This window comes from Paenibacillus sp. ACRSA (assembly GCF_022346845.1).
Classification (GTDB): Bacteria; Bacillota; Bacilli; order Paenibacillales; family Paenibacillaceae; genus Paenibacillus.
In genome coordinates this window covers 305,558-327,047 of sequence record NZ_JAKRNP010000003.1, presented here as the reverse complement: position 1 = coordinate 327,047, position 21,490 = coordinate 305,558, and the positions used below count along the sequence as shown (strand labels likewise).

Sequence of the window (21,490 nt, the reverse complement as noted above, 5' to 3'; positions counted from 1 at the left end):
AGGATAGGGTGGTATTTATGAAAAAAGTGAGAAAAGCGATCATTCCCGCAGCTGGTCTGGGAACACGTTTCCTGCCTGCCACGAAAGCTATGCCTAAAGAAATGCTCCCTATTGTGGACAAACCAACTATACAGTATATCGTTGAGGAAGCCATTGCCTCTGGTATTGAAGACATCATTATCGTTACAGGTAAGGGAAAACGGGCGATTGAGGATCATTTTGACAATGCATTCGAATTGGAACACAACCTGCTCGAAAAGGGGAAATTAGGCCTGCTTGAGGAGGTACGCAAATCATCCAATGTGGATATTCATTACATAAGGCAAAAAGAGGCCAAGGGGCTTGGTCATGCAGTGTGGTGTGCAAGGAATTTTATCGGTGACGAACCTTTTGCGGTGTTACTGGGAGATGATATTGTTGTCTCGGATGTTCCATGCACCAAACAGCTCATTGATCAATATGACCAGGTTCAGCAATCCGTGGTGGGTGTTCAAACGGTTCAACCTGAACAAACCGAACGTTACGGTATTGTTGATCCATTGCGATCGGACGGACGTCTGACTGAGGTACTTCAATTCGTTGAGAAGCCAGCACAAGGGACGGCACCATCCAATCTAGCGATCATGGGAAGATATGTCCTGAATCCAGAGATTTTTGACTTTTTGGAAGAACAAGAGATTGGGCAAGGGGGAGAAATTCAATTAACTGATGCGATCCAACGACTAAATGAGAAACAAGGAGTGTATGCTTACGATTTCGAAGGAGTTAGGTATGACGTGGGCGAGAAGTTGGGATTCATATTGACAACTATTGACTTCGCGCTCCAAAATCCGGAACTGAAATTACCGATGTTACATGCTTTACAGCTGATTCTGGAGAAACAGTCTGTTGAGCAAGTAATCGCTGGGAGGGAGTTTGAATGAGTCCATCTCCCCAAACAAAAGAAGCGGAGATTGTTATAGACAAAGGTCTAGGATACAGTGCAACGACGACCGCCCATGGACTTGAAGCAGATAAAGTGTATTTGCTTATGAAAAGAATGCTCGACTTTCTCGGCTCTTTCATAGGTTTGATCCTATTATGTCCGTTGTTTGCAGTAATAGCTCTTCTTATCAAAATCGAGGCCCCTAAGGGGTCTATTTTTTTTCGCCAAGTTCGGGTAGGTCTGAATGGTAAGGAATTTCATATGTACAAATTCAGATCTATGGTCGTGAATGCTGAAGATTTGCTGGAGAATCTTATCGATCAAAATGAAGTGGGCGGCAATATGTTCAAAATGAAAAATGATCCTAGAATTACGCGCATCGGCAAGTTCATTCGCAAAACCAGTCTGGATGAGCTTCCACAACTATGGAATGTGCTCAAAGGGGAGATGAGTCTGGTTGGTCCCAGACCTTCACTTCCAAGAGAAGTGGAGAATTACACTTCCTACGACCGACAACGTCTCAAAATGATTCCAGGCTGCACTGGACTATGGCAAGTGAGTGGCCGAAACAGTGTTGGTTTTAATGAAATGGTTGAGCTGGATCTGACCTATGCCCGTGAGCGCAATATTTTCATGGACATCAAGATCATTCTGAGAACATTCAGAGTGTTGATCGGTTCCAAGGATGCATTTTAAGCGAAGTGTGTTTGGCGTAGTTGATGCAAGGTTGAAATACGATTCTGGCTCTGAGGTGGCATAGCTATCATGCAAAAAGCAGCATTTTTTGCTTCTTCTAAACTAGGTGCGTTATATCTTGTTTTTGCCTCGTTGTTCATTATTAGCCTAGCTATTTACGTACCTATTGTTGCGGTAATGGCATTGATGGCGTTGATCTTGCTAGGGGTGTATCTGAAGCATCCCAGCTGGGTCTATTTTGTGGTCATTGGAACGTTTTCGTTATCTGTGGACAAAATTTTGAGAATGCAAGTGATGGGATTTGATTCTTCCTCGTTCTATAAGTTGCTTATTTTGTTTTTTATCCTTCCTATCTTTTTAAGATACGGCTTCAGGAAGGAAATGATCTATCCTGCTCTAGCAGTTGGTTATCTCTTTGTGCAAAGTTACTTTTTATCCAATATGCCTGACAAGATGAGCCCGATTGATCCCTTTAAATCCTTTTTGGGATTAGTTGTGCCATTTCTGTTACTGATGGTTAACTTCTCCAAGGAAATTAATATGAGGATCATACGGGTTCTTGCATGGCTCCCGGTGTTTAGCTTGGTCGCTGGTTTCATCCTGCAGCAAATGGGGATGCTGTCGATCGTAAGCTTTGAAATTTCGGGTGTGAATCGTTTGCAAGGAGCCAATATAGCAGCACATCTGGGGATGTTATGTTTTATCTCCATCTGTGTATGTCTTATCGAAATTCGAAATAAACACCACATTATTTTGAATTATGCTCTGACGCTAACTCATTTTATTATATTAATCCAGACGGGAACCCGTGGCCCTCTAATCGCACTGATTCCCATTGTGTGCATGTATTTATTCGACCATGTACGGAAGTTTGCGAAGGGAAGAGCAGGGGCATTAATTCCAGTTGTTCTATTTATGGCGGCCGTGATTGTGATGGTCTTTGCCCAGTGGGACAATTATCAGTTAAGGCAGGAGAGCAAGGGGCTATCTGGCAGGGATTCCGCTTGGGCTTTCTTTACGAATAGGGCGAATGAACACCCTGTCTTTGGGCAAGGCCTTGGCTCAGCTCTAGTTGCGAATGATGGAAGTATCTTCTCGGGCTTTGTTGTGCCGCATAATGAGTACATTCGATTCTACTATGATGGTGGATTTGTCGGAGCACTGTTGTTTTTTGGTGCTTTGTTCTTCGTGTATCTGAAAGTGTATCGTCGCTTGAATTCCCTGGTGAAACCTTACTTTTTGGGAATGATCCTGGGTTTCTTGGTGTATTCCTTCTTTGACAATACGCTATCCACGATGCATTTAATTGCTCCCTTCTGTGTATACCTGAATTCGTTATACCTGACGAGCAGCAAGCAACATCCTGAACCTGAAGAATTACCGAAGTTAGCCCCTCGAAAGGAGATCTTGCAATGAAAGTCTGTTTGGTAAGTTCAACAGGAGGTCATCTGAATCAATTGTTGAATCTAGTTCCTGCTGTCGAGGATCATGATTACTTTTTGGTGACGGAGAAAAGCGAAGCGAGCAGCAAGCTGAATCTTTCCCAGCGAACCTATTTCTTATCGCAACAGGAACGCAAAAATATGCTGTTTATATTTATCGTTTTGCGGAACATCATCACTTCGCTGTTCATTCTGTTGAAGGAACGACCTAAGGTTCTGATCACGACTGGAGCTGGGGCGGTATATCCGCTGTGCTTGCTAGGGAAATTGATGGGAGCAAAGCTAGTCTATGTAGAGAGTTATGCCAAAATATATTCGCCAACGCTAACGGGCAGATTGATTTATAAATTTGCTGATGAATTCTATATTCAATGGGAAACGTTGCAAGAGGCTTATCCGAAGGCAAAGTATAGGGGGGCATTATTTTGATCTTTGTCGTGCTTGGTACACAGCGATTCCAATTCAACCGGCTTTTGCAAGCTGTCGACAATCTGATTCAAGAAGGGAAGCTACCTTCAGACGTGCTTGTACAATCAGGTTACAGCGAATATAAGCCTCGCCATTATCAGCATAAGCCATTTTTTAATCAGGAAGAGATGAATGATCATATTGCCAAAAGTGAATTTGTTCTGTCCCATGCAGGTGTGGGGGTGATCACTAGTGCACTACAGATGAACAAAAAGGTCATCGTCATGCCTAGGCGCAAGGATCAAGGGGAGCATGTGGATAATCATCAACTTGAGATCGCCAAGGTATTTCAAGACAAAGGATACATTTCGGTTGCTCAAAACGAGGATGAACTGTCCGCATTAATATCCAATCTGGATCAGCTCGACTTCAAGCCTTATGTGAAGAGTAACTCCCAGTTGCTATCATCCATCAAAGGCTACATCAATTCCCTATAAGATTTAGAGGATGTTCAAAAAATCTGCTTTTGATTACGAATGCTCTTGATGATTCAAAAGGAGTGGAAGAATGAAACCTAAGGTGCTGGTCATCGGTTCTTCGACGAAGGACATGGGCGGGATTGTGAGTGTCATTGTGAATATTGAGAATTCGCATATCGCCGAGCAATACAATTTACAACGGATTGAAACCTATATTACGGGCAGTGTTCTGGCACGGTTGCTCATCTTCATGAAGGGGTTCCTTCAATTCCTTGGGAAGCTCGTTACGTTCAAACCAGACATGATCCATATTCATATGTCGTATAACGGAAGCTTCTACCGTAAAGCGTTATTCATTCTTGTAGGCCGCAAGCTGTTCAGGGTACCGGTGATTGTTCACATTCATGCCTCTAGTTTTGATGTGTTCTACAATCGACATCCACTGCAACAGAAGTTATGCAAGTATGTTCTGAATCAGGTGGATAAGCTAATCGTGCTGTCCTATACATGGCAGGAATTTTTCTCCAAGATTGTGCCTGAATCCAAAATCGAGGTGCTCTACAACGGCGTGTTCATTAAAGAGCCCCCGATTAGGGAGGAGCGTCCAGTTCCGCGTTGCTTGTTCATGGGCCGGCTGGGTAAGAGAAAAGGTGTATATGATCTTTTATTAGCGATACAGCAATTGAAGCAACGAGGTGTGGAAGCGGTCTTTACGCTTGCGGGCGATGGAGAAGTGAATGAGGTTAGGGCGCTTGTGGAGCGTTATGACATCTCCGATTGTGTAGAAGTGCCTGGATGGATCAGGGGCGAAGAGAAGGAACGTTTATTACAACAAGCGGATCTATTGGTTCTGCCTTCCTATCATGAGGGGCTTCCTATGGCGGTGCTGGAAGGAATGAATAGTGGACTGCCGATTGTCTCTACCCGAGTCGGTGGAATACCGGAAGTAATTACGGATGAGTTGAACGGTTTCTTAGTGGAACCGGGAGATGTTGAGTCTCTGGCTCAAGCTCTGGAAAGGATCATTCTGGATAAAGAGCTGAGGTTGCAAATGGGCTTAAATAACAAACAATTGGTTACCTCCAAGTTCAATATGACTGATCTTATGCATAATTTATCGTCCATCTATGACAAGCTGCACGTGAACGTGTCCTAGGGGTATGTATACAAAAATCCAGCTCCTTTTGGGATATAAGATACGCCCTGTATAGATTGAACTAGACAATTACACAAGAACGGAGAGGACAGAAATAACATGAAGAAGCGAAGCGCTCGCCTTTATCCCCGGATTTTCCCCACTGGAAAAGGAAATCAAAAAATCTGGGGATAACAGCGATCGGAGGGTGTTCTGTCATCGGAATGTTCAGTGTAAATATTTATAGTTAATCTGTATAGTTTCGAGGGAAAGGTGGTTCTATGAAAGCATTAGTGAGCTGTATTATAACAACGCATAATCGCGCTGAGTTATTGAAGAAAGCCATGGCAAGTGTGATGGCGCAGACCTATCCCCATCTGGAAATTATTATTGTTGATGATGGTTCTAAGGATCATACCGAAGAGGTATGTAGAGCTTGGGCTAAGCAGGATCAGCGAATTCATTACATTCAAGTTCCGTATGCCCAAGGTGCCAATCATGCCCGGAATTTAGGAATACAACGTGCCAATGGCAAGTATATTGCATTCTTAGATGATGATGACCAGTGGCTGCCTGATAAGATTCAGGCTCAGACCCAGACGCTGGAGCACAGCAAAGGGCTTTTTTGCTTTTGCAGCAAAGTGCTTGTCTATGTAGATCGGGATAACAACGTCACGCGGAGAAAGGTATCCATCGAATCCCGTGAGCTGGTGTTCTACGAGGACTTACTGACGTACAACTGGATTGGCGAAACGTCCAAAATCATGGTGCAAACGCAGTTGGCACGCACAGTTATGTTTGACGAACAATTAACCTCTGCACAGGATTATGATTTCTATCTACGTATTCTGCAACGAGGGCATCATGCGATCAATGTGATGGAGCCGCTGGTGCACATATATATTCATCCGGGGCCACGCATCTCTACCTCTGCCAAGAAAAAGTTCCAAGGGCAACGGAGGGTGCTAATTAAGTATTACAAGGATATGAACCAAGAACAGAAGAAGCGCCAGCTTCATCATTATCGCATGATGGAATGGTCGAAAAATCCTAACCGCAATACCCTTTTTCTCAAAAAAACATTGACGCTATATCCGTGGTGGCGAAACTTCACGCTGCTCAAGCGTAATGTGAGAACCATCTGGCTTGGTTTTCGCTTGCGCAAACAGCTTCGTAGCGAGACGTTGAACAAAGAGTATAAAGGAACAGCCTAAAACAGAGGTGTTATCATGCGAGAACCAATCGTCTACATGTTGCCCAAAATGATCAAGACGAACAAATTCAATGAACTATTGTCACAGTCCATCGAGGATGAGGGATGGGATGTGAAGCACTTTTCCAAAAAAGATCTAAGAAATGTACGCAAAAATGACGTATTACATTTTCACTGGCCGAGCTTTTATTACAAAGGAAACAATGCGTTCTCGACATTCATCAAGTCCATATTGTTCATTCTCATGATTGTTTACGTGCGACTAAAGGGTGCGAAGTTGTTCTGGACGGTGCATAATATATGGCCGCATAACAGCGGTAGAACTTGGCATGACTACTGGATGAGGACGTTTCTGGTGCGGAATTGTACCAAACTCATTGTCATGGGCAAACCGCTCATTCGTAGTGTGTGCGAGACGTTTCATGTGAAAGAGAGCCTCATCGAAGTGATTCCCCACGGACATTACCAAGGAGTGTATGGACGGACAGGGCAGAACATTAGAGAGTTGTTCAACATCCCGGCGAATGACTATGTCTTTGCCTTTTTTGGTCAGGTATCACCCTATAAAGGGGTGGATGATCTAATTAAGGCGTTCAATCATCTAGACTGGCCGGATGCTCATCTGTTGATTGCCGGTAAGAAAGCAGCTGATTATGACCTAGAGGCATCGATAGGCCAATCGGATCGGATTCATACGTACTTCAACTTTATTCAGGATGGGGAGTATTCGGATTATTTTGAAGCCATTGATTCAATGATTCTGCCGTACAAAAATATTGCGACATCAGGCAGTGCCATACTGGCACTGTCTTATGGCAAGCCTGTCGTGGCTCCACGAATTGGGCTTATGGAAGAGTATCTGCCCGAGAACTGCGCTGTCTTGTATGATCCTGCGGATCAGAGCGGGCTGGAAGAGGCGATGAAGCAGATCCGGGCAAAGGACGACGAGTTCAGGGAAGGCAAAGGGTTTCAATCGATGCTTGAAAAGCTAGAATGGTCGGGAATTGCGAAGCGCACGATTTCGCTTTACGCCATCTAAATCAATGAGGATGCGGGGACGATCGAATGAAAGCCACTGTAGCCATTTGCACCTACAATAGAGCCTATGATCTAAGTGAATCCGTTCATAGTGCCATTCAGCAGCATGCTGAATTTGAGTATGAAATTATCGTTATTGATAACAATTCAACCGATGATACCGCTAAGCTTGTACAGGAGATTCGGGCTAGCGAAGGTGGAGAGTGCGTCAAGTATGTACTGGAGAAGACACCTGGCTTGTCAGCAGCAAGGAATCGAGCGATTCGTGAGGCGCGCGGACAGTATATTCTTTTCTTAGATGATGATGCGATTGCATCTCCATTATGGATTCAGCACATTGTCGGTGTATTTGACAGTGATCAAGCTATCGGAGTGGTGGGCGGCAAGATCGAGCCTCTCTGGGAGAGCCGGAAGCCAGATTGGATACCCAGTGAGAATCTATCCCTATACACGATTCTGGATTATGCGGATCATGTGGTGGAGATGCCGAGTCCATCGATTCCGTTTGGCGCCAATGTCGCCTTTCGTACACAGGTGTTTCGAGACATTGCCCCTTTTCGCGAAGACCTAGGCAGAGTAGGGAAGAACCTGTTATCTAATGAAGAGAGTGAGTTAATCGCTAGAATCAGAGTACACCACAAAGTGTTTTATACACCCTTCGGATCAGTGCAACACAAGGTATCCAAAGAACGCACGACCAAGAACTGGTTTTTGCGGCGTGTGTTCTGGCAAGGGGTTAGTGATGCAGTTCGTAAAAAAGACAAGGGAGCTGTTCGGACACTGAAACACGCGATTCGCTTGGGTCAAGGTGTGGTTCGAGCGCTGCTGTGCATCTATAGCCCAAAGCGTTTTACCCGGCAACTCGCCCAGATCTGTTACCGGAATGGTCTGATTATCGGCATACTCAGATATAACAGTAAGGAATGAGGAATAGTTCATGTCACAACTCGCTCTCCCTAAACTCTTAAAAGGCAATGGTTTGTTACAGACCATTGTGCATACCAGTGGAACTAACGTCATTATTATGGTCTTCACCACCATTACATCCATCATCACTTCACGTATGTTTGGCGTTGAAGGTAAAGGCGCCTTCTCAGCGATCCTATTCTGGCCGACATTTCTCATTGGTCTGGTCAGCTGGGGACTACCAACCTCGATTATCTATAATCTGAAACGTGAAGCTGCGGAGAAGAGTGCTGAGTATTTGCGGCTGAGCTTCATGGTTCAGATTCCGATTAGCTTCATTCTCGGAACGATTGCCTGGATCTTCATGCCTACATGGATGGCAGATTATCCCGCAGACGTCATTACGATTGCCCGCTGGTTTACCGTGACCAGTATTCCCGTGCTTATTCTCATTAATCTGCTATCTGCACTATCGCAGAGCCGTGACAGATTCCAGGTGTATAACGGTATTCGTTTATATAACCCTGTGCTGAAAGTGGTTGTCATGGTTTCGTTGTGGTTACTTGGTGCGATGAGCATTGGCATCGCGTCTTTTGTATCCTTGGCAAGCTCCGTGGTTGTCGTTGCATGGGCAGTGTATACGCTCAGAGGCAGTTTGAAGTTTAAGTGGTTTCGCCAAGCGATCGATCGGAAGGCAGCCAAGAACCTATTTGGTTACGGGGGTCGAGTGTTTGGGGTAGAACTACTTGGCACGCTGTACACACAGTTTGACAAGATTATTATACTGGCTCTACTTACGCCGAGAGATTTTGGACTCTATTCGGTCGTTTTTGCGTTGTCTCGCATCTATAATGCAGTGCAAAATGCGATAAGCAGCGTTGTGTTCCCCAAGGTCACTGGATTACCGCAGGATCAGGTGATTCGTACGGTTGGGCGAGCGTTCCGACTTTCCTTAATCATCATGACCATTGTCGTTCTGCCAACGATGTTTATTGGCAATTGGCTGATGGGTGTTTTGTTTGGGAAGGAGTTTTTGGAGGCGAGTCAGGCATTTTATATTTTGGCGTTTGAATGCATTATTGGCGGTGGTTCGTGGATTCTCGCTTCTGCATTCAATGCTTTGGGAAGACCGGGACTGGTGATGATTAGACAGCTAGTTGCGTTGTCCGTCACGATCGGTCTATTTTTTGTATTCACACCTTTATGGGGGCTCAATGGCATTGCGTTTGCTCTCCTTATTGGTTCTATCGTGCGGATGCTCGTTACCGTTGCAGCGATGAAGTTTGCATTTAAAGTGAAGTTCAGCAGTATGTTTTTTGACAAAAAGGATTTGGTTTTCTTATATGAACGGTTGAACAAAAAAAGAAGAGTTACCCAAGGAGGAGATGGAGATGCTGGCTAATCCCAACATTCACCCGATGGAAGAGTTGAAGAGACATTTAAGGCAGATTCTAGATGTCATCCCACCACAATCTGAAATATTTTATATCGACTATCCTGTGTACAATAATGGTGGGGATTTGCTCATTATGAAAGGCACGGAGGCCTTCTTCAAAGATAACGATATTCGTGTTCTCCAAAGGTATAGTGTATGGGATGTTCCTTTTCCGCTCAATATTCCCAAAGATGCCATCATTGTAATGCAAGGTGGAGGGAATTTTGGTGACTTATATCCCGTTCATCAGAAGATGCGAGAGAAGATTATTGCAGGCCATCCAAAGAATCGCATTGTGATATTGCCTCAGACGATTTTTTTCAAAAGCGACATTGAGCTGAAAAAGACAGCAAAAGTGCTTAATTTTCATAAAGATCTACATTTCTATGTTAGAGATCAGACCACATATGAGCTAGCCCTGAAGGAATTTAATCAGACGAGTGTATATCTCTGCCCGGATATGGCACATCAACTCTGGCCGATTCAGCCGAAAGGTAAGGCGGTTCTGGATCGACTGTTTTTTTTCAGGGAAGATATTGAGAAGAACAAAGAACAGCTCAAATATGAATCAGCCGCTAAAGGGGATGGAGCATTTCTAGATTGGAATACGCTATACAACCGGGTGGATCGCAAAATCATTCGCATGGTGACATCCAGTCTGAAAGCTCGTAACACCTTCTTGCCTGTTCAATGGTTCTGGTCGAAGTACTCCGACTATATGGTACATAAGGCTATCAGGAACTTCTCAAAATACAAAAATGTGACGACCTCTAGGTTGCATGGGCACATTCTGGCATGTTTGCTCGATCAACCGAACGTACTGTTAGATAATTCGTATGGCAAAAACTCCAACTACTATTGGGCATGGACGCGCAACAATCCCAAAGGCATATTGGAGTCGAGTCAGACGGAAACGTATAGCAAATCGTTGGATAAAACCAAAGCCAATGGCTCCGTTGCGTTGTCCGATGGTACAGCGTTATGAGAAGCATTCTATTATCTGGTGGATCAGGCAAACGACTCTGGCCATTGTCTAATGATTCCAGATCCAAGCAATTTCTGAAAGTTCTACGTAATCCTGAGAGCAGACCGGAATCCATGGTACAGCGGGTTTGGCGGCAGCTCGGTCAATCTGGACTTGCGTCTGAGGCGCTTGTAGCTACAAGTTTACCTCAAGTTGAGATTCTGACTGCACAGCTTGGCGATGACGTGAAGCTGATTGTTGAGCCAGAGCGTAGAGATACGTTCCCAGCGATCGCACTTGCCGCTTCGTATCTGTATTCCGTGGAAAGTGTGAGTTTACATGAGACAATTGCCGTGCTACCCGTTGATCCTTTTGTGGAAAAAGAGTTCTTCGATGTGCTGGCAACCTTGCCAGATCTGCTCGATAAGTCAGGTGCGGATCTTGCGCTGATGGGTGTGGTACCTACCTACCCTTCAGAGAAATATGGGTATATTATTCCTGAGAATACGTCCTCTGAGAATAAGGAGTCCAACCGCAATAGTAAGTTCTACGATGATAAGCAAGATCGTTACGTTAACGTAGCGAAGTTTCAAGAGAAACCCTGCGAATCCGATGCAGCCGCCATGATTGAACAGGCTGCCTTATGGAATTGCGGGGTTTTTGCGTTCAAGTTAGGTTATCTGATCAATCTGCTCATTGATATGGAGCTGCCTATTCAATACGACGAGATGCTGAAACAGTATGGACGACTACACAAGATTAGCTTCGATTATCAGGTTGTCGAGCAGGCAAGCCACATTATTGCTGTTCCCTATGATGGTTACTGGAAAGACCTTGGAACGTGGAACACACTCACGGAGGAGATGAATGCTCCAATTGTGGGCAAGGGATGGATCACAGCGGATTCAACCAATACCCATCTCATCAACGAATTGAATATTCCGGTGGCCATCCTCGGTCTCTCCGACATTGTGGTAGCGGTTAGCCCTGACGGCATTCTAGTCAGTGATAAGGATGCAAGTCCGCGAATTAAGGAAATTGTGAAGCATGAAGATCAGCGCCCCATGTATGAGGAACGTAGATGGGGCTGTTATCGCGTGCTTGATTATACAAGGAATGAGGGCGGTGACGAGGTATTAACCAAACGCATCTGCATCAGCCCCGAACGAAATCTGAGTTATCAATATCATCGACTGCGCAATGAAGTGTGGACAGTGGTATCTGGAACGGGTGAACTTATTCTGGACGGTGTGAGTCGAATGATCCGTCAGGGGGATACGGTCATTATTGATCGAGGCATGCTGCATTCCGTCAAAGCCTTCTCGGAGCTTGAGATTATTGAGGTTCAGATCGGCAGCCAATTGATTGAAGAAGACATTGTTCGGGTTGCTACACAGTGGCAGGATATCGTGAAAACGTATGTTAAGCATGCCTGAATCAATTTCATAATACGTAAAACTGCTTCAATCAAGGCTAGATATAGATCAAAACGGTTCAATTTGTCTACATCTAGTTTCATAAATCCATTATTAATGAGTTATGAAATTGTTTCACCTAACAACTACTTAGGAAGATGGGGGAATGGCGATGAATATTACAGTGATTGGTACGGGGTATGTAGGTTTAGTTTCGGGAGTGTGCTTCTCTGAGATTGGAAACAACGTTATCTGCGTAGATAATAATCCGGACAAAGTTGCGCTGCTCAGAGAAGGAAATGTGCCTATTTATGAGCCAGGGCTGAAAGAACTAATGAATGCCAATATGAAAGCAGGCAGATTATCATTTACTGAAGATATCGGTGAGGCGATCAACCGTTCAGACATCATTATCATCGCTGTAGGTACACCTTCCTTGCCGAATGGTGAAGCCAACTTAAGTTACGTTGAACTCGTTGCCAAACAAATTGGTTCTCATATTGATAGTTACAAAATAATTATGACTAAAAGCACGGTTCCTGTCGGAACAAACGACCGGATTCACGAATGGATTAGCAGTTTGACCCAACATGCTTTTGATATGGCTTCGGTTCCTGAGTTTTTGCGTGAAGGAACTGCTGTAAAGGACACGTTATACCCTGATCGAATTGTCATTGGGACAGCTAGTGAGCGTGCTGTTGCGACGCTTAAGGAGCTTCATCAGCCTTTGACGGATCAGATCATTACTACGGATATTCGTTCCGCAGAGATGATTAAGTATGCATCCAATGCCTTTTTGGCAACCAAAATATCCTTTATTAATGAAATTTCAAATATCTGTGAGAAGGTGGGGGCAGACGTCAGTCGAGTTGCTGAAGGTATGGGGTATGACAAGCGTATTGGCTCCTCCTTCCTAAAAGCAGGTATTGGCTATGGTGGCTCATGCTTCCCTAAAGATACACAAGCGCTGATTCAAATTGCAGGCAATGTCGATTATGACTTTAAATTGTTGAAATCAGTAGTCGAAGTGAATAAGGATCAGCGTTTCAACGTCATTCGTAAACTAGAAGAGGCATTGGATGTACTGGATGGCAAACAAATTGCGGTGTGGGGCCTCGCCTTCAAACCGGATACGGATGATGTACGGGATGCGCCAGCGATTGAGATTATTCAGCGCCTGCTAGATCAGGGAGCGACGGTTAAAGCTTATGACCCTATTGCTACAGAGAATTTCCGGAAGGAGGTCGATTCACCAGCAATCTCATGGGCTTCAAGTGCGATGGAAGCTGCTCGTGATGCTCATGCACTCTGTGTCCTGACCGAATGGAAGGAATTCATGGAGGTTGATCTGGCTGAACTAGCTGCACATATGGATCAACCAATTCTCATCGATGGAAGAAATATCTATGAAGAAGATCAGATCAAGGATACACCATTTCAATATTACTCCGTTGGACGTCCTGGTTTAACCAATATCGATGGTAGAAAAACCGCAGTTCTGTGACCGGAGGCATGAACATGAAGCTCAAACGGGGAATTCAAATTTCGTTAGCCATTCTGTTTCTCATGATAGCGATTGTGCTCGGTTATGCAGTCTATCTGTATCTTAACGTTAAATCGGCTGCAAACGACATCTATGAACCCCGGGAACCGGTCAAAGAGGTATCTATCGTAGATAACAGGGGAGGCGTCGGATTTCCCATTGATCTGGAGAATGAAGAACCATTCAATGCCCTTATCCTAGGTGTGGATACACGCGCCAATGATCGTGGACGCTCTGACACCATGATTGTGCTCAGTGTGAATCCAGCTCAAAAGTCCGTACTCATGTTCAATATTCCTCGCGATACTCGCACCAGTATCGTGGGGCGTGGAACAGAGGACAAAATCAACCATGCCTATGCCTTTGGCGGCGTAAATATGTCTGTGCAAACTGTTGAGCAATTCCTCGGTGTACCAATGCACTATTATTTGAAGGTAGATATGGAAGGATTTGCGCGAGTTATTGATTTAGTTGGTGGTGTAGATGTGGAAAATCCATTTGCTTTTGAATATGAGGGCTATCAATTCGACAAGGGTACGATTCACTTAGATGGTGCGAGTGCATTGGGTTTCTCGCGCATGCGTTACGAGGACCCGAAGGGTGATCTGGGACGTAATGACCGGCAACGGGAAATTATTAAACAGGTATTGAAAAGCACGGTGCAAGTCTCCACGGTGTTTCAATTGGAATCTCTGCTTGGAGAAGTGAGCGAGCATGTCAAAACAGATGTTTCATTTGATGAGATGAAATCCATGCTCACCAAGTATCGTAACGTTCTGGAGCATGTCGAATCGGTTGAAATTAAAGGCACTGGCAAAAAAATTGACGGAGTTTATTATTACATGGTGGAACAGTCTGAAAAAGATCGTATACATCAGTTGATCAAAGAACACTCCGGGTAAATGGAAATGGGGGTGAACCACATGCGTAGGTTCAGGCTGCCTAAATTATTACTGATCATAGTGCTAATGTACACACTGATGATTCCAACAACGACAAGTGTAGTTCAGTCTGCTGAGAGTTATCAATGGAGTTCGATCCCCGTTGGCGGTGGAGGTTACGTCACAGGGATAGTTATTCACCCTACAGAGCCTGACTTAATCTATGCTCGTACAGACATCGGGGGCGTCTATCGACTAGATCCGGCGAATAACAGATGGATTCCATTACTGGATCATATTGAATCAAATGAAAGCAATCTGTACGGTATGGATGGAATTGCGCTGGATCATCAGAATCCGGATATCGTCTATGTTGCTGCTGGGAAGTATGCGAATGGCAGTCCTAGTGATGTACTGAAATCGACCGATCGTGGTGCTACATGGACACGAACCGGATTGAATCTGCGTAATGTCTCTAATGGTAATATTCATAGAGCCATGGGTGAGAACATTGCAGTTAATCCAACAAGCTCAAGCTTTCTGCATGTCGGTACGAGATACAACGGTTTATATGTATCCAATAACGGAGGAAGCACCTGGAGTCACGTACGAGAAGTGCCTTATGGCATTGCGGGACAGGGGATTCGCAGCGTTGTCTATGGGGTTAATCCAGTAGCTAAGCATGAGCAAGTCGTATATGCAGGAGTCAGAGGTGTAGGGATTTTCTCCAAAATGAAACGAAGTAATGGGGTGGTCGCCTGGGAGCTCATCCGAAACAGTCCAGATAGCGTAGCGCGGATGACAGTTTCCAAAAGTGGGATTTTGTATGCCACTACCGATAACAAAGGTGTCTTTAAATATAACGGCAGACAGTGGACCAATATTACGCCGAGTTCAGCCTATTCATCCTATTATGGGATCAGTATAGACCCTTCGAACGAAAATCACATCTTGGCTGCTGTTCGAACAGGTGGCAGTAACTTACCATTGTATCGCTCCACGAATGGTGGGCAGACCTGGGTTAATGTGAACAAAACGTTGAACGACAGACCGTCATGGTGGACACCAAATATGTTCTTTTCTGCAACAGCAAGTGTTGTATTTGATCCTCATCATTCCGGAAGAGTATACGTTTCCGATTGGTCAGGTGTATACAAGACAGATGATATTACGGCACAGAATACGCAATGGGATGCCATTACAGATGGGCATGAGGAGCTTGTGGCACTAGCTGGTTCAGCACCACCAAAAGGAACTGCTTTCTTTAGTGGTGTCGCAGACCAGACTGGATTTGCCCATTCGGATGTCTATAGTACACCGACCAGGAAGCTGCAGCTTGAAGGTATGAAAGAAGTGGTCAGTATCGACTATCACGAAGCTGACCCGAATCAGATGATTTTCTTGGGCAGTAACGATTGGTATGGAACGATCACCAGGCTGTATATTTCATCTGATAATGGTCAGACGGCTACCTCTGTGAATGTGCCTGAGGGCTCCACATTGGGGCGTATCGCATACTCAGCTACAAATCCCAATTTGATCATTTACTTGCCGCAAACCGGCAAAGCCGTAAGGAGCACAAATAAGGGAGCAAGCTGGCAGAGTGTGACCGGGCTTCCATCCAATGAAAATGATGCCGATTCGATATTCACGTATAATGAGAGGCTCGCTGGGGATCGAATCAACGGAAATAAGTTTTATATGTATTCCGCAGGTCATCTGTACCGCACGACCAATGGTGGAGCGAATTGGTACAAAGCCAACTCTAGCCGATTACCTAGCGGAGGGAAAATCACGGTGGAGGCTGCACCAGGATTGGGAAATGTAGTGTGGGTTAGCCTGGGGGATGCAGGATTGTATGCTTCTAGCAGCTCTGGCACTACATTTACCAAATTGCCTAATGTGCAGTCGTCTGAATTATTTGCTTTTGGCAAAGGAAAACCAGGTACGCTTAATCCTTCAGTGTTTATCTATGGAACCGTCAATAATGTAAAAGGGTTTTACCGTTCCGATAATATGGGACTGACCTGGCAGAACATCTCACCAGCTACCGGTATCGGTCTTGGAAATGAACCCCAAGTGCTGGAAGCGGATCGCCAGACGTATGGGAAGGTCTATGTAGGTACGAACGGTCGAGGTTTATTTACAGGCTCTATCGCCCAGTGATCTGTAGTGAGTTTGGTGAACATTAGAAAGAGAGATGAAAGCGGTGATTACAATATTAGTAGAGGAGGGTTCACGGCGTAGGCGACATCATCATAAGCGGAGAAAATGGGGATACTTGCTTACCGCGCTTATGATCGTGTCATGGATTTTGTTCATCTGGTCAATGTCGGCACAGTCGTATCAGGAGCAGACGATTCAGCCGTGGCTGCGTCAATGGTCTGGGGATATTCAGTGGCTGTTAGCATTGCCTGATATCCAGTTCACCTATGGCGAGCATCATTATTCACTCAATGAACGACCGTTAGACTTTGCCGAGTTTGTATTTCGCAAAAGTGCACATGTATTCGTGTATGCCGTACTGGGTGTACTTGTATACTGTGGGATGCGTTACCTAAGAAAAAAAACGATAACCAGTGTTGGGATTGCGCTGGTTGTGGTTGCCGTCATTGCCGCAGTGGATGAGTACATTCAGCATTTCAATCCTAGCCGAACAGCTTCTATTCGAGATGTTGGAGTAGATCTAATTGGTGGCTTTTGCGGTGTGATGTTATGGATAGCAGCCGTAGCGATCTATCGGAAATTAAGATCAAGAGGTATCCATAAGCGCTCAGAGCGGTGATGAACGCCATTTCCCAGGAAATCAGATGTTATTGTTGCAGCTTCTACTTGTCCGTCCTCCATCATAGATATGGAAGGAGGACAGGGAGGGACAGGGATGCTGCGAAGAAGGCAACGTAATGAGATGTTCAAAAAGATTGGCTTTATCATCATTGTACTATTGTTGTTATGGCTTATCGTAAGAACAGTTCCACATCTGTTCCGTGCCAATGCTCCTGATGAGGCGGCAGCAGTTGTTGCTGAATTTTATCGCTATGAGCAGACAGGTGATTTCGGTAGTTCATGGGAGCTGTTTCACCCGCTTATGAAGGAACGATTCCCAAAGAGCACCTATGTGCAATCCAAAGCCCATATTTTTATGCAGCACTTTGGCGTGGAAACCTTTGGTCTGGAGATAGAGAAGCCTGAGCGTGAATTCGACGTCAATATCATTGACGGCATGCAGGTATTCTCGGAAGCGTACAAAATGAATGTAACGATGAAATATAAGAGCACATTTGGTGTGATCGACATGGTGCAAACCTGTTATGTCGTGCAAGATGGGAAGGAATGGGTGTTGCTCTGGTATTACCCTTCAAGTGGTGAGCATCAGCAACAGGAGAGCAGTGAATAGGTGATGTTGTTTATTCAATTTGATATATGCCCATAGTTTGAACCGAATTGTATCGTAAGTCCTTGAAGAAGCTCTATGAATGCGAGACTTTTGTCGCATTTATAGAGCTTTTTTTGTGTTTTTTCCTTTTTATAGCCGATATACTCTTGACAATAGTCCCGGTGTCAAGTAAATTACGAATTAGATACAAAATGTATCAATTCTCAGCATCTAACGACAAATAACAGGGACCTCAGTGCTCCTTGTGAGGGGAATGAATTCAGTGATCGAATCGAGTCGCTTTTATTGTGTCAGTTGTGGGAGGATTGTGTCGGTTGCTAGTAACTCAGACCAAGTTAAGGATGAGAGTTGCGGAGTCAATCAAGTATTTCGCACGGGATTTTATCGAAGTGAGATGCCGCTAGGATGCTGTGGAACATGTCAGGTTCAGACGAAGCGACAGGAGAATGCCCAGTTTACAGGACAATATACTAAAGATTATGATACACTGAATTCATATGAGAAACGGGCATGAATGGTGAGCCCGTCGATGAGGGAGGGAATGGAATGCAGAATGAACCGGTCGTCCGTCTTCAGGGCGTCAGTAAAATTATCTCTTCCCGCTCGTTGGTCAGCGACCTGACTCTGGATATTTCTCCGGGGCAGGTTTTTGGTTTTTTAGGACCAAACGGGGCAGGTAAAACAACGACGATCCGAATGATGGTTGGGCTTATGTCGATCAGTAAGGGAGATATCTTGATCTCTGGACATAGTGTGAAAACGGACTTTGAGAAGGCCATCGCAGAAGTTGGTGCGATTGTTGAGAATCCTGAAATGTACAAATTCCTCACAGGGTATCAGAATCTTGTCCATTTTGCCCGCATGTCACCTGGCATTACGAAGGAGCGCATAGCGGAGACCATTGAGCGGGTTGGTCTTACCGCACGGATTCACGATAAGGTGAAAACGTACTCGCTTGGAATGCGTCAACGCTTAGGGGTTGCCCAAGCCATATTACATAAACCGAAGCTGCTCGTATTGGATGAACCTACGAACGGATTAGATCCACAAGGGATTCGGGAACTGAGAGATTATTTACGTCAGCTCACGCGAGAAGAAGGTATTACCGTGTTTGTGTCCAGCCACTTATTATCAGAGATGGAACTCATGTGTGATACGGTAGCCATTATTCAGAACGGCAAGCTGATCGATGTGCGGAATCTGAGACAAGAAGCGGGAGCGGATGCTCTGATCGAAGTTGCCTTCGAGGTCAATGATGCACAGCGTGCTGCTGAGCTCATTCCAGGAGCAACGATTCAGGGCAGTAACATCGTAGTTAGCGTATCTCGTGAACAGATTCCAGAATTGAACGCTAGATTAGTGCATGAAGGGCTTCAGGTTTATGGTATCCGTAACGTAACCCATACCCTAGAAGATCAATTTTTGCAAATGACTGGGGGCGGAGGTATTGGCTAGTTTCGGTAATCTATTATTGAATGAAAATATGAAAATATTCCGTCGTGCACGAACCTGGATTATGCTCTCCATTTTGGCTTTAAGTGCGCTATTGCTACCGGTGTTGTTAAGAGAAGGTATGGGAGCAAGCGATATGCCTGCCTTAGAAGCCGCATACACAACCGTTCAGATCGTATTTTTTCTAAACACCATCTTCTGTGTCGTCATAGCAGCTGAGGCGGTAGCAGGTGAATTTACCTGGGGAACGATCAAGCTGCTGTTGATTCGCCCATGGTCGCGGAGCAAGATTTTGTTATCCAAATATTTGACGGTCATTGGGTTCAGCATTTTGAGTACGCTCGTTGTGATTCTTCTGGCCTGGGGGATATCGTCTGTTCTTTTCACGACGGATCTTGAGACTAGAAGCACAGGACAGGTATTTACATTATGGGGATATATGTACGTTGACTTGTTTATCACGCTGGCGATTGCGTTCATGGTGTCCTCTGTCTTTCGTTCAGGAGCGCTGGCGATTGGATTATCGCTATTTATTATGTTTACGCAAAATATCTTTACATTGATCTTCAATCCAACGCGTTATGAATGGGCGAAGTATGTTCTATTTAATAACATGGATCTTAGTAGATACATGAACTCAGGTTCGGTCTTTGACATGATTGGCGGAGGCGTTCCAGAGGGCATGACTATTGGCTTTTCCATTGCCGTGTTGGCTGCATACTATGTCGTCTTCATGGTTATATCGTGGGTCGTATTCAGCAGAAGAGATGTAGCAGGCTAATCGCCTGCTTCTTTTTTTTGCTCGTTTTGATATGAGTTTTTCTATTTAACAAGACATTCTTAACCGTTAAACTCGTCTAGGCTGAGGCAAGAGCCACATTTCAGGGTACATATGTTACAACAGACATGGCTTGGAAGGTGAAAATTTGTCCATGCTGTAGTCAACACGTTGTAATTACATATTTCGCCGCAGTCGCATTTGGCAGAGCAGCGCATGGAGGGATCACGTTTCTTGGTAAACAATAAGTTTTATCGCATATGCACAGCCATCATCTTGCTGCTGCTCATCGTTTATTTGGGGGATAAAGTAAACTTTATTTTCCGTCCGTTAACCTCATTGATTCACATCATCATTATTCCACTACTGATTGCAGGATTTTTCTATTATTTGCTCCGTCCGCTCGTCGATTATATGGAGCGGCACAAAATGAAGCGTGCTCTGTCAGTTATCATTATTTATGTTGTGATTGCTCTGATTCTTGCAGGCTTCAGCGTCATAGTTTGGCCGTCTCTGCGAGAGCAACTGTGGAATTTCATTGAGAACACACCGACGTTGATTACTTCACTCACCAGTCAGCTCACAGAATTAGAGCAGAACGGTTTCCTTTCCAGGTATCTGCCCGAAGATTCCGATCTGGTCTCACGTTTGTCGGATTTCTTAAGTCAGGGGATAACTCAAGTCAGTGATTATGTCGCTGGATTATTCTCGGTAGTATCGAACCTCGTCATTATTCTCGCGACGTTTCCGATCATGCTGTATTACATGCTCAAAGAGGGAAGTAAGTTTGGCACGAATCTGACGTTATTATTGCCAAGGCATTACCGCAAGGATGGCGAAGAGACGGTTCATGAGATTGATGATGCACTGAGTAATTATATAGTAGGGCGTGTCATTGTGAATGTGGCACTTGGTATTCTGATGTATATCGGGTTCCTTATTCTAGGCTTGCCTTACGCGCTGTTACTGACCATGGTATCCATCATTTTGAACTTTATCCCGTATGTTGGTGCGATTCTGGCCGCTATTCCGGTTGTCATCGTGGCTTTTATTGAATCACCATCCATGGCGATCTGGTCCTTGGTTATTATCGTTATCGCACAGCAAATTCAGGATAATCTTGTTTCCCCATATGTATATGGGAAGAAGTTAGATATTCATCCGCTAACGACGGTTATATTGTTGCTTGTAGGTGCGGACTTGGGAAATATTTTGGGAATGATTATTGTGATTCCGTTATACATGATCCTTAAGATTATTGTTCGGAGAATTCATCATCGAATCGTGGAAGAAAAGTCCGAGACTGTAGAGTGAGCAAGCTTTTCATTAGATAAGCCGCATATAAGTTGTAAAGGGTCGCGTAAGTTGTCCTTAACAATGCAT

Annotated in this window: 21 protein-coding genes; all 21 read left to right on the top strand. The window is 44.7% G+C overall.

Annotated features, from left to right (window positions below; all coding sequences use genetic code 11):
* The first annotated feature begins 17 nt into the window (after positions 1 to 17).
* Positions 18 to 923: a UTP--glucose-1-phosphate uridylyltransferase GalU gene (gene galU, locus MH215_RS11105; RefSeq protein ID WP_239290220.1), complete on the top strand. Its 906-nt coding sequence runs from the start codon at positions 18 to 20 to the stop codon at positions 921 to 923.
* Positions 920 to 1,621, top strand: a complete 702-nt coding sequence (locus tag MH215_RS11100) for a sugar transferase (protein WP_239290218.1) — start codon at positions 920 to 922, stop codon at positions 1,619 to 1,621. Before galU ends, MH215_RS11100 begins: the two co-directional genes overlap by 4 nt.
* 69 nt (positions 1,622 to 1,690) lie before the next feature.
* Positions 1,691 to 3,037, top strand: coding sequence for an O-antigen ligase family protein (locus MH215_RS11095; protein WP_239290216.1), 1,347 nt, complete (start codon positions 1,691 to 1,693; stop codon positions 3,035 to 3,037).
* On the top strand, positions 3,034 to 3,492 hold the full coding sequence (gene pssD, locus MH215_RS11090) for a PssD/Cps14F family polysaccharide biosynthesis glycosyltransferase (protein WP_056694282.1): 459 nt from the start codon (positions 3,034 to 3,036) through the stop codon (positions 3,490 to 3,492). Before MH215_RS11095 ends, pssD begins: the two co-directional genes overlap by 4 nt.
* Positions 3,489 to 3,968 (top strand): PssE/Cps14G family polysaccharide biosynthesis glycosyltransferase, encoded by a 480-nt coding sequence (gene pssE / locus MH215_RS11085; RefSeq protein ID WP_056694286.1) that lies wholly within the window; start codon positions 3,489 to 3,491, stop codon positions 3,966 to 3,968. Before pssD ends, pssE begins: the two co-directional genes overlap by 4 nt.
* Before the next feature lie 70 nt (positions 3,969 to 4,038).
* Complete coding sequence (locus MH215_RS11080; protein WP_239290214.1) at positions 4,039 to 5,106, top strand: glycosyltransferase family 4 protein; 1,068 nt, start codon at positions 4,039 to 4,041, stop codon at positions 5,104 to 5,106.
* Positions 5,107 to 5,366: 260 nt separating this feature from the next.
* Complete coding sequence (locus MH215_RS11075; RefSeq protein ID WP_239290213.1) at positions 5,367 to 6,299, top strand: glycosyltransferase family 2 protein; 933 nt, start codon at positions 5,367 to 5,369, stop codon at positions 6,297 to 6,299.
* 15 nt (positions 6,300 to 6,314) lie between these two features.
* On the top strand, positions 6,315 to 7,337 hold the full coding sequence (locus tag MH215_RS11070) for a glycosyltransferase (protein ID WP_056694294.1): 1,023 nt from the start codon (positions 6,315 to 6,317) through the stop codon (positions 7,335 to 7,337).
* Positions 7,338 to 7,363: 26 nt separating this feature from the next.
* A complete protein-coding gene (locus tag MH215_RS11065; RefSeq protein ID WP_056694295.1) occupies positions 7,364 to 8,263 on the top strand; it encodes a glycosyltransferase in 900 nt (299 codons plus the stop codon).
* Between the two features lie 10 nt (positions 8,264 to 8,273).
* The gene (locus MH215_RS11060; protein WP_239290212.1) at positions 8,274 to 9,644 is read left to right on the top strand and encodes a lipopolysaccharide biosynthesis protein; all 1,371 of its coding nucleotides are present in this window, start codon (positions 8,274 to 8,276) and stop codon (positions 9,642 to 9,644) included.
* The gene (locus MH215_RS11055) at positions 9,634 to 10,662 is read left to right on the top strand and encodes a polysaccharide pyruvyl transferase family protein (RefSeq protein ID WP_239290211.1); all 1,029 of its coding nucleotides are present in this window, start codon (positions 9,634 to 9,636) and stop codon (positions 10,660 to 10,662) included. Before MH215_RS11060 ends, MH215_RS11055 begins: the two co-directional genes overlap by 11 nt.
* Positions 10,659 to 12,077, top strand: a complete 1,419-nt coding sequence (locus MH215_RS11050) for a sugar phosphate nucleotidyltransferase (RefSeq protein ID WP_239290210.1) — start codon at positions 10,659 to 10,661, stop codon at positions 12,075 to 12,077. The genes MH215_RS11055 and MH215_RS11050 overlap by 4 nt, the downstream gene beginning before the upstream one ends.
* Before the next feature lie 151 nt (positions 12,078 to 12,228).
* On the top strand, positions 12,229 to 13,560 hold the full coding sequence (locus MH215_RS11045) for a UDP-glucose dehydrogenase family protein (RefSeq protein ID WP_239290209.1): 1,332 nt from the start codon (positions 12,229 to 12,231) through the stop codon (positions 13,558 to 13,560).
* Positions 13,561 to 13,574: 14 nt separating this feature from the next.
* On the top strand, positions 13,575 to 14,501 hold the full coding sequence (locus MH215_RS11040) for an LCP family glycopolymer transferase (protein ID WP_239290208.1): 927 nt from the start codon (positions 13,575 to 13,577) through the stop codon (positions 14,499 to 14,501).
* Positions 14,502 to 14,522: 21 nt separating this feature from the next.
* Positions 14,523 to 16,646 (top strand): hypothetical protein, encoded by a 2,124-nt coding sequence (locus tag MH215_RS11035; RefSeq protein ID WP_239290207.1) that lies wholly within the window; start codon positions 14,523 to 14,525, stop codon positions 16,644 to 16,646.
* A 43-nt stretch (positions 16,647 to 16,689) separates the two neighbouring features.
* Positions 16,690 to 17,265, top strand: a complete 576-nt coding sequence (locus MH215_RS11030; protein ID WP_239290205.1) for a VanZ family protein — start codon at positions 16,690 to 16,692, stop codon at positions 17,263 to 17,265.
* 96 nt (positions 17,266 to 17,361) lie between these two features.
* Entirely contained in the window at positions 17,362 to 17,877 is a 516-nt protein-coding gene (locus MH215_RS11025; RefSeq protein WP_239290204.1) for a hypothetical protein, read from the top strand.
* Between the two features lie 307 nt (positions 17,878 to 18,184).
* Positions 18,185 to 18,391: a hypothetical protein gene (locus tag MH215_RS11020; RefSeq protein WP_239290203.1), complete on the top strand. Its 207-nt coding sequence runs from the start codon at positions 18,185 to 18,187 to the stop codon at positions 18,389 to 18,391.
* 32 nt (positions 18,392 to 18,423) lie between these two features.
* The gene (locus MH215_RS11015) at positions 18,424 to 19,332 is read left to right on the top strand and encodes an ABC transporter ATP-binding protein (protein ID WP_239290202.1); all 909 of its coding nucleotides are present in this window, start codon (positions 18,424 to 18,426) and stop codon (positions 19,330 to 19,332) included.
* On the top strand, positions 19,325 to 20,110 hold the full coding sequence (locus MH215_RS11010; RefSeq protein ID WP_239290201.1) for an ABC transporter permease: 786 nt from the start codon (positions 19,325 to 19,327) through the stop codon (positions 20,108 to 20,110). The genes MH215_RS11015 and MH215_RS11010 overlap by 8 nt, the downstream gene beginning before the upstream one ends.
* Positions 20,111 to 20,341: 231 nt before the next feature.
* Entirely contained in the window at positions 20,342 to 21,421 is a 1,080-nt protein-coding gene (locus MH215_RS11005; protein ID WP_239290200.1) for an AI-2E family transporter, read from the top strand.
* The last annotated feature ends 69 nt before the right edge of the window (positions 21,422 to 21,490 follow it).